We start from the raw sequence: 13,687 nt of genomic DNA on the forward strand, positions 1-13,687 counted from the left end.
CGCCCGGCAGGTCGCGGTAGCGGGCGTCAGAAGCCGTCCGGCCGCCCGGCCAGGGCCTCCGCTCCCGCCGCTCTCGGCCCGGCCGGCGTCCGCAGCGGTTCGGCGAGGGCGGCGAGGGCGCGTTCCAGGCCGTGCAGGTGGGCCAGGACGGGCTCGGCGGGCGATTCGGCGGGGCGGTGGAGCGGTTCTCCGCGGCCGGCGGTGAGGGCCTCGACGGCGGTCTCGACGCGCCAGCAGGCGGCGGCGAGGCGCGCGTCGTGGGAGGCCTCCGGGTCGGCGGCCACCGCCACCAGGCCCCTGACCTCGCGCGCGCAGTCGTCGAGCAGCGCCAGGACCCGGCGGGCGCGCGCCTTGCGGGCCGGCATCGGGTTCAGCGGATGGACCAGGGGCGCCACCGAGAGCCGGACGCGGCCGAGCAGTTGCTCCAGTTCGGCCACACGGGGCGCGGGGTCGGCCGTGGTGGACCCGGCGAGGCGTGCCGCGGCCTCCGCCGTGCAGGCGTGGACGCAGCGCAGGGCCCGCTGGATCCAGGCGTCGGTGGTGGCATGCGTGGTGACCGGCAGCACGAGCAGGACCGCGAGCGCGGCACCGAGCGCGCCGACGCCCGTCTCGGCGAGCCGCAGTCCCAGCAGTCCGGGACTGAGGACGCCGAGCAGGCCGTAGAGCAGTTCGGCGAGCAGCGTCACCCACAGCATCATCCAGGTGTAGGAGACGGCGGCCGTGTAGAAGATGCCGAAGACGCAGACCGCGACCAGGGCGGCCGTCGGGACGGGCGCGCCGTGCAGGGGGACGGCGACGAGGAGTCCGAGGCCGATGCCGATCACCGTACCGAGGACCCGGCGGAAGCCGCGTACCAGCGTCTCGCCCCGCGAGGCGGTGTTCACGAAGATCCACCAGGTGGCGCCGACGGCCCAGTACCAGCGCTGCCCCGACAGCAACTGCCCGGCGACCAGCGCGAAGCCGGCACCCGCGGTCGCCTGGACCGCCTGCCGCGTGGTCACCCGGGCCAGCCCGGTCGCGCCGGGCGGGGCGGGTACGACGGCCGGGGGCAGCCGGCGCTCGTAGCACCACGCGCCGAAGCGGACCGCCGCCGCGCTCAGCACGGACAGCAGGACGGCGGCGTACAGCTCGGGCAGCTGGGCCGGCGTGGCGTGCAGGAACTGGGCCACGAAGAAGGTCATGAAGGCGAACACGCCGAGGCTGTGTCCCCGCGGCCCCCAGCGGCGCGCGTACACGCCGGCGCCTACGACGGCGAGGAAGGCCAGGTCACGGGCGACGGGAAGGTCGTGCAGCCCGGCCGCCACGGCGAGCACCGGCAGGCCCACCGCGGGCAGCAGGGCGGTGGTGACCGCCTGGCCGCGCACGGTCGGGTCGGCGACGGTGAACAGGGCGAGCAGGGCGGCGAGGCCACCGGCGACCGCGCCGGTGAGAGAATGTCCGGCGCCGAGACAGACCACGACCGCCAGTCCGATGCCGAGGACCGCCCGTGCGGCGAAGCGCAACCGCCCCCGCCCCGGGTCCGGAGCCACGAACACCCTCTTCAGCACTGCTGCCCTCCCCTGGGAAACACCGGCACAGAAAAGGCGCCGCGGTGATCCGCAGCGCCATCGACACCCCCATGAGAGCATCACAGAGCTCACTGGCTCAAGTGTTGCCCGAATCACTGGGCCATTGGCTCTGCCAATGAGAGGTGGAGGCGGCCTACGGAATGCCAACGGACCAGGTGGGAAGGTTCGCGCCCCCTCTCGTGACCTGGGCCATTGGTACAGTCGTACGTCATGGCCGTGGACGAACTCGACACCCGCATCCTGCGGCTGCTCCTGGAGCAGCCGCGCACCAGCGTGCGCGAATACGCCCGCGTCCTCGGGGTCGCCCGCGGCACGCTCCAGGCCCGGCTGGACCGGATGGAACGCGGCGGCGTGATCACCGGTACGGGTCCTTCCCTCTCCCCCGCCGCACTGGGACATCCGGTGCTGGCGTTCGTGCACATCGAGGTCACCCAGGGCCATCTGGACGACGTGGGCGACGCGCTCGCCGCCGTACCGGAGATCGTGGAGGCGTTCTCGATCACGGGTGGCGGAGACCTGCTCGCCCGCGTGGTGGGCCGGGACAACGCCCATCTGGAGGACGTGATCCAGAAGCTGATCAGCCTCCCCGGCGTCGTGCGCACCCGCACGGAGGTGGCCCTGCGCGAACGCGTTCCATACCGGCTCCTGCCGCTGGTGGAGTCGGTCGGCCGGGCCGCGCGCGCCTGACGGTCGGCGTCATGGACGCCATGAGCGATCCGGACGCCATGAGCGGCTTCGGCAGCCTCTCGATCGTCTGCGCTCTCGACGGGACGCCGGTGGACAGCGAGCCGAACTGGTACGGGGCGAGCCGGGAGACCCTGGCCGAGCACGGCGTCCCGGTCTGCACCTGGGCGGATCACGAGGACTACGCCGGCGTCAGCGCCCGGGAGTCTGCGGCGATCCGGCGGGGACGCTTCGGTGCGCGCGCCCCGGTGGACGACCCGCCGGCCCGCGCGAACCAGCGTCATCCGGACCTGGCCCGCGCCGGTACGCACGCGTGCCGGAGATGCGCGCACTCGTCGGACTCCCGGCCGCCGCGGCCGTGCCGACCTCGTACGGGGCGGCCGGCAGGAGTTCATGGCGCGCGGGCGTGTGGCTGAGGGACGCGGCGCGCTGAACCGGTACTCCGGACGGGCACCGGTGCCGGACCGGCTCGCCGAGCCTCACCGTGCGGGGTGGGCCGTGGCTGCATAGCGTGACCCCATGAGCACAGTTCAGGCCCGGCCCGTCCCCGACGACCGCCGGTGGAAGGCGCTCGGGGTCTGTCTCGCGGCGGGTTTCATCTCGCTCCTCGACACCTCGATCGTGAACGTGGCACTGCCCTCGATGGAACACGGGATGGGAGCGTCGCAGGCCGCACAGTCGTGGGTGGTCTCCGGGTACGCCCTCACCTTCGGGCTCGCCCTGGTCCCGGCGGGCCGACTGGGTGACATGCGCGGACGGCGTCAGGCCTTCCTGTTCGGGCTCGCCCTGTTCACAGTGGCCTCGGCGGCGTGCGGGCTCGCGCCCGGCCCCTCCTGGCTGGTGCTGTTCCGGCTGATCCAGGGCACGGCGGCGGGCGTGGTCGCGCCCCAGACGTCGGGGCTGATCCAGCAGATGTTCCAGGGCGCCGAACGGGCCAAGGCCTTCGGGCTGCTCGGCAGCGTCATCGGCGTCTCGACGGCGGTGGGCCCCCTGGCGGGCGGCCTGCTGATCGACGCCGTCGGCACCGACGACGGCTGGCGCTGGGTGTTCTTCGTCAATCTGCCGATCGGGGTGGCCGCCTTCGTCGCGGGACTGCGGCTGCTGCCCCGTTTCGCGGTACCGGCGGGAAAGCGCGAGGACTTCGACCCGATCGGCGTACTGCTCCTCGGCGCGGGTGTCCTCGCGCTCATGCTGCCCCTGGTGCAGGAGCAGCAGTGGACCGGGCGGGAGAAATGGGCGCTGATGCCACTGGCCGTGGTGCTGCTGGGCGCGTTCTGGGTGTGGGAGAGGCGGCAGGGACTGCGCGGGCACGCCCCGCTGGTGGACCTGGCGCTGTTCTCCCTGCGCTCCTTCACGCTCGGCGCCCTGGTCAGCCTCTCGTACTTCGCGGGCTTCACCACCGTGTTCTTCGTCTACACGCTGTACCTCCAGAACGACGTGGGATACAGCGCGCTCGCCGCGGGTCTCAGCGTGCTGCCCTTCGCGGCGGCCTCGGCGGTCGGGGCCGCGGTCGGCGGCCGGCTCGTGCTGCGCTTCGGCCGCACGCTGGTCGTGATCGGTCTGAGCGGGGTGGCACTGGGGCTGCTCGGCGTGGTCGCGGCCGTCGAGCTGGCGCCCGGGCGGGGCGTGGGGTGGGCGTCGGCGCTGCCGATGCTCATCGGAGGCATCGGCTCCGGTCTGACCGTCTCCCCGAACACCACCCTCACCCTCACCCGCGTCCCGGTGCACCGCGCGGGCGCGGCGGGCGGGGTCCTCCAGACGGGCCAGCGCGTGGGTTCGGCGGCCGGGATCGCCGTGGTGGGCGCGGTGTACTTCGCTCACCTCGCCAACCACGGCAGCGCCGGTACGGCGGTCCAGCTCGGGCTGCTCACCGCCGTGGGGATCATCCTGGCCGCACTGGTGCTGGCAATCGCCGACCTGCGGGAACGCCATGTGCATCCGGAGCCGGGCAGGACCGGGGAGACGGTCCGGCGGGGTTCGCAGGAGGGCGGCACCGAGGAGCGGGTGCGGGGCGCCTCCTGAACGCCCGGGCCGGGGGGCGGGGTGCGGGCCCGAGATGCCTCGCCGAGGCGCCGGCGCGCGCCGGGCTCACGACTTGCGGCGCGGCTTCCCCCGTTTGGCCGGCTTCGCGCCGCCGGTGCGGGCGCGTGCCGTGCCGCCCGCCGACTTGGCCCGCGCCTTCGCCGCGGGGGCCTGCCGGCCGCCGCCCTGCCCGGAACGCTTGGGCGTCCCGTCGGCGGCGGGGTTCACCGTCGTACGGCCCCGGGTGCTGTTGACGGTGCGCCCGCGGACGATGCCGATGAAGTCCTCCACCAGGTCGGTGGTGGCGTCCTCCGGCCAGGACAGGGCCACGCTGGACTGCGGTGCGTCGGCGACCGGCCGGTAGGTCACGTCCCGGCGGTGGTGGAGACGGGCCAGGGACTGCGGGACGATCAGGAGGCCGACGCCGGCCGCGACCAGCTCGATCGCGTCCGCGGTCGTGGCGGGCCGTTCGAAGGCCGGTTCGCCCGGCGGGGCGTCCCAGTCGAAGAGATCGTCCAGCGGGTGGAAGATCACCTCGTCGGCGAGGTCGGCGAGGGTCACCTCCTCCACCGCCGTGATCACGTGATCCTTGGGGACGACGACCACCGAGGTCTCCGTGTACAGCGGGATCGCGCTGAAGTACGTACGGTCGACGGGCAGCCGGACCAGCCCCGCGTCGGCCTCACCCGCGCGCAGCGCCCGCGGCGCCTCGGCGGCCTCGACCTGGACGAGGGTGAGCGGGACGCCGGGCCGGCGCTCGTTCCAGACCTTCACCCACTTGGCGGGCGTCACTCCGGGAACGTACGCGAGCCGGAACGACGGTGATTCCTCCGAGCCTGTCACCCGCCCAGGTTACCGTCCGCCACCGGCCTCCCCCACCGTCCGCCGCCGGCCCGCCCCCGGCACCGGCCACCACCGGCCCCTCACCTCGCAGGCGTGGTCAGGCTTTCCACACGCGGCCGATACCCTTGACCTCATGAAGTCGCAGCAGAGCACCCAGACGATGAAGCCCGCGACCGCGGCGAAGAAGCTGGGTGTGTACCTCCCCGCCACCCCCGCCTCCTTCCAGGAGGGCGTGGTTTCGCGTGCCGAGCTGAACGAGCTCCAGGCCGACCCGCCGGAGTGGCTGCGCGAGTTGCGGAACAACGGCCCCCACCCGCGTCCGGTGGTCGCCGCCAAGCTGGGCGTGTCCATCGCGGGCCTGTCCCGCGGCGGGGTCACCGAACCGCTCACCACCGAGCAGATCGAGGCGCTCAAGCAGGAGCGGCCCGAGTGGCTGGAGAAGGAGCGCGCCACCCAGGCCGAGGTCCGCAAGGAGGCCGCGCGGATCAAGAACCTGAAGCAGGAGAAGGAGAGCGGCGCCGAGCGCGGCTGACCCGCCCGCCCGTCCGCGACGCCCTTCGGCTCTGCCGGGGGGCGTCGTCCGTTGCCGGGCGTTTCGCCGACGGCACCGGACGGGCCGCCGTTCCCCCGTGCCGGCGGCCCGTCGGACGCGATGCGCCCGCGCAGGCCGGTGTCGTCGGGTTGAAGTCTGTACCAGCCGGAGACCGCCGGGGTATGCGTACAAGTACGTATGCCCGCGGAAGGACGGGCGGGTACGGCGACCGGAGAGGACCACGTGGGGCTGGACAGGACCTACGAACGCATGGCGGCCGCCGCCGTGACGGCGCTGCACGAACGGGAGCCCGAGCGGTTGTGGCCCCTGCTGGCCGGGACGCTGGCGGACCTGTGCGGCGGTGAGGCGGCCATCCACAAGCTGGACGACTGGAGCGAGAGCGAGGGCACCCTCGGTACGGTGCCCGACGCCGCCGCCGCGGAACTGGCCCGGCTCGGCGACGCCGACCTCGCTCTGCTGCGCGCCGGCTACCCCTTCGCCCGCCACTACGCTCCCCGGACCGACCGCGCGCCGGTCACCGCGCACCGGGCGGTGGGCGGCACCTGGCCGGACAGTCCCACGGCACGCCTGCTCGCCGGGGTCCTCGACGTCGACCACGTGCTGGGCGTCCCGCTGCCGGGCAGCACCGCCCCGATCACCGGCTGCCTCGTCTACCGCGCCGGGACCGACTTCACCGACGACCACCTGGCTATGGCCGAGCGGGCGCAGCCGCTGCTGGCCGCCGTGGAGCGGCAGCGGCAGTTGCTCCAGGAGTGGCGGCGGGCGCTCGGTGCGGCCGGGTCGCCGGACCAGCGCGCGGCGGACTGCGCGCTGACCCCGCGCGAGACGTCCGTCCTGCTGCTGCTCACCGACGCGCTCACGGCGGACGCCATCGGCCGCCGCCTCGGCATCTCGGCCCGCACCGTGCACAAGCACGTCGAGAACATCTACCGCAAGCTGGGCACCCGCGACCGCGTCGGCACCGTGCTGCGTGCCCAGCGGCTCGGCCTGGTGCCGGCGCCGCGGCCACCCGGGGTGGCCCGGACCCGCTCCCCGTGACACGTCACCGCGCCGCGGCCGGCCACGGGGAGGGGCTGGTCCGGTGGGTCAGCCGAGGAAGCTCAGCCGCACCCGGCGGTCGGGGTTGTCCTTGTTGGTGTCCACCAGGCACACCGACTGCCAGGTGCCCAGTTCCAGACGGCCGCCGATCACCGGGAGGGTCGCGTGCGGCGGGACGATGGCCGGCATGACGTGGTCGCGGCCGTGGCCGGGGCTGCCGTGCCGGTGCTGCCAGCGGTCGTCGGCGGGGAGCAGGGTGTGCAGGGCCGCGAGGAGGTCGTCGTCGCTTCCGGAACCCGTCTCGATGACGGCGATTCCAGCGGTGGCGTGCGGGACGAAGATGTTGAGCAGGCCGTCCCGGCCGGCGGCGGCCTCCCGCAGGAACTCCTCGCACTCGGCGGTGAGGTCGACGACGCGTTCCCGGGAGCCGGTGGAGACGTTCAGCATGCGCGTGGTGAAAGCATCGGACATGCCCCCATCCTGACCCGTGCGCCGTTTCTCACACGCCGTGACAGCGTCGAATTCCGCTGCCTACGGTCCGCGGTCCGCGCGCACTCGCGGGCGTCGCACAGGTCGCCCACGGCCTCCGGACCGCCGGCCGCCGCTTGGCCGAAGACCCCTGTCCGGCACTGGGCCCCGGCGTGCCACCCGGTCGGGAAGATCCGCGTGGGCAGGTCCGTTGAGGGGGGCGTGAACGCAACGCGCGAGGTCGAGGTCGTCGTCGCAGGTGCCGGTCAGGCGGGTCTGGCCGGCGCCTATCATCTGCGCCGCAGCGGCTTCGAGCCGGACCGCGACTTCGTCGTCCTGGACCGTTCCCCGGGGCCGGGCGGGGCCTGGCAGTACCGGTGGACGTCGCTGACGTACGGCAAGGTCCACGGGATGCACGCGTTGCCCGGCATGGAGCTGGCGGACGCCGACCCGTCGCGGCCCTCGGCGGACGTGATCGGGGAGTACTTCGACCGCTACGAGCGGGCGTTCGACCTCCGGGTACGGCGCCCCGTCGGCATACGCGCCGTACGGGAGGGCGACGGAGGACGGCTGCTCGTGGAGACCCCGGACGGCACCTGGGCGACGCGGGCGCTGCTCAACGCGACCGGCACCTGGGACCGCCCGTTCTGGCCGCGCTACCCGGGCCAGGAGGACTTCCGCGGGCGGCAGCTGCACACCGCGCAGTACGCCGGACCCGAGGAGTTCGCCGGGAAGCGGGTCGTGGTCGTGGGCGGCGGCGCCTCGGGCACCCAGCATCTGCTGGAGATCGCCCCGTACGCCGCCGCGACCACATGGGTCACCCGGCGACCCCCGGTCTTCCGGGACGGGCCGTTCGACCAGGAGGCGGGCCGTGCGGCGGTCGCGCTGGTCGAGGAGCGGGTACGCCGGGGGCTGCCGCCACGCAGCGTGGTCTCGGTCACCGGGCTGCTCCTGAACGACGCCGTCCGGCAGGGTCTGGCCGACGGTGTGCTGGAACGGCAGCCGGTGTTCGACCGGATCACCCCCGACGGCGTGGAGTGGCGGGACGGCCGGCACGTGGCCGCCGACGTGATCCTGTGGGCGACCGGTTTCCGGGCCGCGCTCGACCATCTGGCTCCGCTGCGACTGCGTGAGCCGGGCGGCGGCATCCGCGTCGAGGGCACCCGCGTGGTCGCCGATCCGCGGATCCATCTCCTCGGTTACGGCCCCTCGGCCAGCACCATCGGCGCCAACCGCGCCGGGCGCACGGCCGTCCGGGACATCCGGCGGCTGCTGGCCGGGGAGCCGGTCGCCGCGTGACCTCGTGCCACGTCAGCGGACCGGGGGCTGTGCCGAGGCCGGGGACTGCGCCGGGCTGCCGCTCGGCGGTTGTGCCGTCCCCCCGCGCCGGTGCAGGGTGTTGAACTCCGCCACGTTGCTCAGGTGCACGGCGTAGTCCGCGGTGAAGCGGGTGTCCCCGGGTTTCACGGTGACGAAGTACAGCCAGTCGCCCGGCGTCGGGTTGAGCACGGCGCGCATCGCGTCGTCGCCGGGGTTGCCGATCGGCGTCGGCGGCAGGCCCATGCGCTGGTAGGAGTTGTAGGGGCTCTCGATCCGGGTGTCGTCCTGGCTGGTGCGCAAGGTGCTGCGGTTCAGCGCGTAGTTGAGGGTCGAGTCCATCTGGAGGGGCATCCCGCGTTCCAGCCGGTTGAGGACGACCCGCGCCACCTTGCCCATGTCCTCCTTCGTCGCGGCCTCGGCCTGGACGATGCTGGCGATGGTGACGGCCTGGTAGACGTTCATCGCGGTGTGCTGGGCCCCGGCCGCGACCGGTGCGCCGTCGTACTTCCTGTTGGCGGTGTCGACCATGAGCTGCACCAGGGACTCGGGCGTCGCCCCTTTCCGGATGGGATACGTCGCGGGGAAGAGATAGCCCTCGGGGTTGCCCTCGGCCTCACCCGGCAGTTTCAGGGAGGCCTTGCCGAGGGACTTGCGGGTGCTTCCCGGCGGCAGCTCCAGCGCCTTGTCGACGGCGTCGTAGACCTGGCCGGCGCGCCAGCCCTCCGGGATGACCAGCGTGGCGGGCTTCGTCTCCTCGTGGAAGTCCACCAGCGTCAGCAGCGGCACCGCCACGGCGGTGCCGGCGACGACGGCGCCGGCCACGACGAGGGCGAGTCTGCCCCGGCGTGTCAGTCGGATCCTGCTCCGTGGCGGAGTCTTCGTCTGCATGCGGGCACGGTAATACGCATATCATCACAAACCCGGCATCTGTTCAGCTTGTCGGTTGCAGTTGCGCGTCCCGGCGCACCAGAGCCGCGTACCGGCCGTCCAGCTCAAGCAGTTCCTCGTGCGTGCCCCGTTCGGCGACCCGGCCGGAGTCCAGCACCACGATCTGATCCGCATCGCGGACCGTCGACAGGCGGTGGGCGATGGTGATCGTCGTCCGGTCGGCCGAGAGCGCGTCGATGGCCTGCTGTACGGCGGCCTCCGTGCGGGTGTCCAGCGCGCTGGTCGCCTCGTCGAGGATGAGGACCGGCGGGTCGCGCAGGATGGTGCGGGCTATCGCCAGGCGCTGCTTCTCACCGCCGGAGAAGCGGTGGCCGCGTTCGCCGACGACCGTGTCGTAGCCGTCGGGCAGCGCGGCTATGTGGTCGTGGATCTGCGCCGCCCTGGCCGCCGCGTACAACTCCTCGTCGTCGGCGTCCGGCTTGGCGAAGCGGAGGTTGTCGGCGACGGAGGCGTGGAAGAGGTACGTCTCCTGCGAGACGACGCCGACCGCGCGGGCGAGGGTGTCGAAGTCGAGGTCGCGGACGTCGACGCCGTCCACGGTGACGCGACCGCCGGTGACGTCGTACAGGCGGGGCACCAGACAGCCGAGCGTGGACTTGCCGGCGCCGGTCGGGCCGACGACGGCGAGGCTGCCCCCGGCGGGGACGGTGACGTCGATGCCGTCGAGGACGGGGCCGCCCCTGCCGTCGTAGCGGAACTCGACTCCCTCGAAGCGGACTTCACCCTTGATCCGGTCCAGCCGGACGGGCCGCTCGCGTTCGGTGATGTCGACGGGCAGGTCCAGGTACTCGAAGATGCGCTGGAAGAGCGCGAGCGAGGTCTGGATCTGAACGCCGGTCGCGAGCAGGCTCACGGCCGGGCGGAACAGGCCCTGCTGGAGCGAGACGAAGGCGACGATGGTGCCGAGGGAGACCTCGGGACCGCCGAACCGGAGCGCGAGGCCCGCGGTCCAGTAGATGACGGCGGGCATCGCGGCCATGACGACAGTGATCACGGCCATGCGCCAGCGGCCGGCCATGTTCGATCTGACCTCCAGGTCGACGAGGCGCTCGGACTCCTCCGCGAAGGACGCGGTGAGCGAGTCGGAGCGGCCCATCGTGCGGCCGAGCAGGATGCCGCTGACCGAGAGCGACTCGGTGACCGTGGCCGCCATCGCGGCCATCTGCTTCTGCCGCTGGGTGGTGATCTTCTTGCGTTCGTTCCCGACCCGGCGGCTGATCCATACGAACGCCGGCAGCAGGAGGAGGGAGACGATCGTCAGCCGCCAGTCCAGGGCGGCCATCGCGACGATCGTCGCGACCACGCTGGTGACGTTGGAGACCAGCGAGGTGGCGGTCGAGGTGACGGTGGCCTGCATGCCGCCGATGTCGTTGGCGATGCGGGACTGCACCTCGCCGGTGCGGGTGCGGGTGAAGAAGGCCAGCGACATGCTTTGCAGCCGGCCGTAGACGGCGGTGCGCAGGTCGTGCATGACCCGCTGGCCCACCGTGGTGGAGATGAGCGTCTGGAGCACGCCGAAGACGCTGGACAGGACGGCACTGACGATCATGCCGAGCGCGAGCAGGCTCAGCAGCCCGGTGCGGCCTTCGGGGATCGCGACGTCGAGGGTCTCCCTGAGCAGGAAGGGCGTCGCCACCGACGCCAGTGAGGAGGCGCCGACGAGCAGGCCGACGATCAGGAGCCGCCCGCGGTAGGGACGGAAGAGCTTCAGGATGCGGCGCACCTGCCGCGGCTGTTCGCCGGCGTCGGCAGGTGGGGTCCAGGCGGGTTCACGGTCGGGGTGCATGGGCTCCTACGGAGGTGAGCGGACGCCGGTCAGGGGTCGGCCGGCGATGTCTGATGGATCATAGCTCATTGTTACCTATACTCACAATGAACGGCGTCCTGATATTGTTCCCGTATGACCACCCCCGATCCCGACGGCCTGCTAGCCGAGCAGTTGCTACGGCTCACCCGCCGGGTGCACCGCATCCAGAAACACCATCTGGAACAGCATGACCTGGGCATCACCCCGGCGCAGTCCCGCTTGCTGCGCACCCTCGCGCACTACACCTCCCCGCCGCGCATGGCCGATCTGGCCGAGCGCCTGGAGGTCGTGCCCCGCGCGGTGACGACGCTGGTGGACGGGCTCGAGGCGAGCGGCCGGGTGCGGCGGGTGGCGGATCCGGCGAACCGGCGCGTGACCCGGATCGAGTTGACGGACGAGGGCCGCACCACTCTGCGTGAGCTGCGTGCCGCCCGCCGCTCGGCGGCCCAGGAGATGCTCGCTCCCCTGACGGAGAAAGAGCGCCAGGTGCTCGGGGTCCTGCTCGACACACTGATCGACGGGGACCCCCCGCAGTCCTGCTGACCACCGCGGCCCCGCCCCCCGGGAGACGGGACGGGGTCGCCGGCGGCCGCCACGGGGAGGATGGGAGCCCTGGGGCGCACGTCTCAGCAGCGGCTGCGGTCCTGCGTCAGCACGCCCTGGACCGTGGTCAGCGAACGGTCGTGGCAACCGTCAGGACCGACGAGGCGGTAGCGCTCCGTCGAGGTGCCGACCGCGTGCCGCTGGTCGCGCGGGACGTCGGTCGTGTACGCCGCGTCGCCGCTGTAGGTGTCGTCGAGCCGCGACCACGCGGTGCGCCGGCCGCCTTCGCCGACCACCGCCGTGGCCCGGTCGCCGAGGGCCAGCACGGTACGCAGCCGGCTGTCCGCGCCGAGGGTCGTGGCGCCGTTCATGGTGTACGTCCGGTGCGTGTGCGTCGTCCGCACGGGAACGCTCCCGGGTCCGTGTCCGGCACCGCGTCCCTGGCCGGGGCCGGGGCCGGGGCCGCCTACGGTGACGGTCTCGTCGTCGGTCCAGCCGGCGTCGAGTCCGTCCGTGGTCTCGTCGTCGGTCCAGCGGTGGACGGAGCTGTTGGCGAGCGTCCGGGTGACGGTGGTGGTCACGCGGCCGTGCGAGGTGTCGAGGTAGCCGGAGACGGTGAGCCGGTGCCCGGCCTCGGTGCGTACCCGGTTCTGCGTTCCGGGCGTGTACCGGGAGGAGTTGGCGAGGCCGGTCGCGTGGTGCGTGGTGAGCGCGCCGGTGAGCCGGGCGCGGTGCGCGTCCTGCCAGACCAGGACGTTCACGGGGGTGCTCCAGCCCTGTTGGCCCGCGGGCACACCCACGACGGAGACCTCGACGCGGTGCGCGCGGCCGTCGTCGAGCAGGCCGGCGAAGGGGGTGAGGTCGTACTCGACCGGCCGTACGTCGAGGGCACGCGGCGCCGGGAGCACGTACCAGAGGAAGGGGTTGGACCAGCCGCCGGTCCATACGTTCGGGTAGGGCGCGGCGATGCCGGCGAGCCGGCCGTCGACCTTGATCTGCACCTCGCGGTACGGGCCGTGGTCGGCCTTGCAGGAGTACGACGCCGGGTCGGCCACGGTCAGGTACCAGAACTCCTCGCAGCCCCCACCCGATCCGGTCGCGTAGACCTCGGCGACGATCCGTTCGCTGTTGCGCGGCGTGGAGAGGGTCGTGCCGTCGGAGCCGTCGGCGAGGGTGAGGACGCGGTCGGGGGCCGGGGCGGCCGGACGGCCCGCGTAGAAGGCCAGGGTGACGTGTACGTCGATGACGCCGGTGTACGTGTCGTCCACGACATTGCCGATCAGCATCTCGACATCGCGGGCGCGGCGGAAGGTGTCGCTGTAACGGGTGACGTCCTTCTCCACGTGCCACTCGATGCCGTCGGGCGAGGGCTCGGGGGTGGAGGTGCGCAGCACCTCGACTCCGCCGACACGCAGATAGCCGAGACGGTCGTACTGGCGGCCCTTCACCTTGCCGTCCAGACGCAGGACGACCTTGCTCCAGCGGTCGCCGCAGCCCTCGGGGGGTGTGTAGGCACCCCGGTAGGGGGTGAAGTCGCGGAACCGCACGTCGGCGAGAGTCACGCGGCAGGACCGGGTGTGCGGCCGGCCGACGGGCGGGGCCGCGGTCACCGGGTCGTGCCAGTCGGCGCCGAATTCGGCGGGTACGCCGGTGGCCTGGGCGGCCGGGGTCCCCGTGCCGAGGAGCGCGCTCGCCAGCAGGGTCGCCCCGGCGAGCATGGACATGACCATCCGTCTTCTCATGGCCGGTGTTCTACGGGCCGGGGGCGGCACCCGCAATGACGCCTCGGGCGGACCGGCGCGATCAGGACGGCCCACGCGACCTCCGCACGAGCCCCCCAGTTGACGGACATTCAGTGATATGAGCACCTCTTCCTGTCATAGTGCCGCCATG

Annotated in this window: 12 protein-coding genes; 6 read left to right on the forward strand and 6 right to left on the reverse strand. The window is 73.1% G+C overall.

Annotated features, from left to right (window positions below; all coding sequences use genetic code 11):
* Window positions 1-26 precede the first annotated feature (26 nt).
* Window positions 27-1,547 (reverse strand): FUSC family protein, encoded by a 1,521-nt coding sequence (locus tag ACGFT1_RS03040; protein ID WP_373907255.1) that lies wholly within the window; start codon window positions 1,545-1,547, stop codon window positions 27-29.
* Window positions 1,548-1,778: 231 nt separating this feature from the next.
* Between ACGFT1_RS03040 and ACGFT1_RS03045 the strand changes: the two genes are divergently transcribed.
* Both ACGFT1_RS03045 and ACGFT1_RS03050 read left to right on the forward strand, forming a co-directional pair.
* Window positions 1,779-2,255, forward strand: coding sequence for an Lrp/AsnC family transcriptional regulator (locus ACGFT1_RS03045; RefSeq protein ID WP_373907256.1), 477 nt, complete (start codon window positions 1,779-1,781; stop codon window positions 2,253-2,255).
* A 516-nt stretch (window positions 2,256-2,771) separates the two neighbouring features.
* Entirely contained in the window at window positions 2,772-4,274 is a 1,503-nt protein-coding gene (locus tag ACGFT1_RS03050; RefSeq protein ID WP_373907257.1) for an MFS transporter, read from the forward strand.
* Between the two features lie 66 nt (window positions 4,275-4,340).
* Here the strand turns inward: ACGFT1_RS03050 and ACGFT1_RS03055 are convergent, their stop codons facing one another.
* Window positions 4,341-5,117: a LysR family substrate-binding domain-containing protein gene (locus ACGFT1_RS03055; protein ID WP_373907258.1), complete on the reverse strand. Its 777-nt coding sequence runs from the start codon at window positions 5,115-5,117 to the stop codon at window positions 4,341-4,343.
* A gap of 133 nt (window positions 5,118-5,250) precedes the next feature.
* On the opposite strand from ACGFT1_RS03055, the gene ACGFT1_RS03060 reads away from it, so the two are divergent.
* Together ACGFT1_RS03060 and ACGFT1_RS03065 are read left to right on the forward strand one after the other, a co-directional pair.
* On the forward strand, window positions 5,251-5,649 hold the full coding sequence (locus ACGFT1_RS03060; protein ID WP_356824224.1) for a DUF5997 family protein: 399 nt from the start codon (window positions 5,251-5,253) through the stop codon (window positions 5,647-5,649).
* Between the two features lie 270 nt (window positions 5,650-5,919).
* Window positions 5,920-6,708, forward strand: coding sequence for a LuxR C-terminal-related transcriptional regulator (locus ACGFT1_RS03065; protein WP_373907655.1), 789 nt, complete (start codon window positions 5,920-5,922; stop codon window positions 6,706-6,708).
* 48 nt (window positions 6,709-6,756) lie between these two features.
* Here the strand turns inward: ACGFT1_RS03065 and ACGFT1_RS03070 are convergent, their stop codons facing one another.
* Window positions 6,757-7,179, reverse strand: coding sequence for a secondary thiamine-phosphate synthase enzyme YjbQ (locus ACGFT1_RS03070; protein WP_373907259.1), 423 nt, complete (start codon window positions 7,177-7,179; stop codon window positions 6,757-6,759).
* A 219-nt stretch (window positions 7,180-7,398) separates the two neighbouring features.
* Between ACGFT1_RS03070 and ACGFT1_RS03075 the strand changes: the two genes are divergently transcribed.
* Window positions 7,399-8,475 (forward strand): NAD(P)-binding domain-containing protein, encoded by a 1,077-nt coding sequence (locus ACGFT1_RS03075; protein WP_373907260.1) that lies wholly within the window; start codon window positions 7,399-7,401, stop codon window positions 8,473-8,475.
* Window positions 8,476-8,487: 12 nt separating this feature from the next.
* On the opposite strand, the gene mltG is transcribed toward ACGFT1_RS03075, so the two are convergent.
* Window positions 8,488-9,384 (reverse strand): endolytic transglycosylase MltG, encoded by an 897-nt coding sequence (gene mltG / locus ACGFT1_RS03080; protein ID WP_373907261.1) that lies wholly within the window; start codon window positions 9,382-9,384, stop codon window positions 8,488-8,490.
* A gap of 43 nt (window positions 9,385-9,427) precedes the next feature.
* Window positions 9,428-11,230 carry an ABC transporter ATP-binding protein gene (locus ACGFT1_RS03085; RefSeq protein WP_373907262.1) on the reverse strand — a complete coding sequence of 601 codons (1,803 nt, stop codon included), beginning with the start codon at window positions 11,228-11,230 and terminating at the stop codon, window positions 9,428-9,430.
* 114 nt (window positions 11,231-11,344) lie between these two features.
* Here ACGFT1_RS03085 and ACGFT1_RS03090 point away from each other — a divergent pair, with 114 nt between their 5' ends.
* Window positions 11,345-11,794, forward strand: coding sequence for a MarR family winged helix-turn-helix transcriptional regulator (locus ACGFT1_RS03090; RefSeq protein ID WP_373907263.1), 450 nt, complete (start codon window positions 11,345-11,347; stop codon window positions 11,792-11,794).
* A gap of 83 nt (window positions 11,795-11,877) precedes the next feature.
* Here ACGFT1_RS03090 and ACGFT1_RS03095 read toward each other — a convergent pair whose 3' ends face one another.
* A complete protein-coding gene (locus ACGFT1_RS03095; RefSeq protein ID WP_373907264.1) occupies window positions 11,878-13,536 on the reverse strand; it encodes a peptide-N4-asparagine amidase in 1,659 nt (552 codons plus the stop codon).
* Window positions 13,537-13,687 lie beyond the last annotated feature (151 nt).

It is taken from the genome of Streptomyces sp. Y20 (assembly GCF_043195475.1).
Lineage (GTDB): Bacteria > Actinomycetota > Actinomycetes > Streptomycetales > Streptomycetaceae > Streptomyces.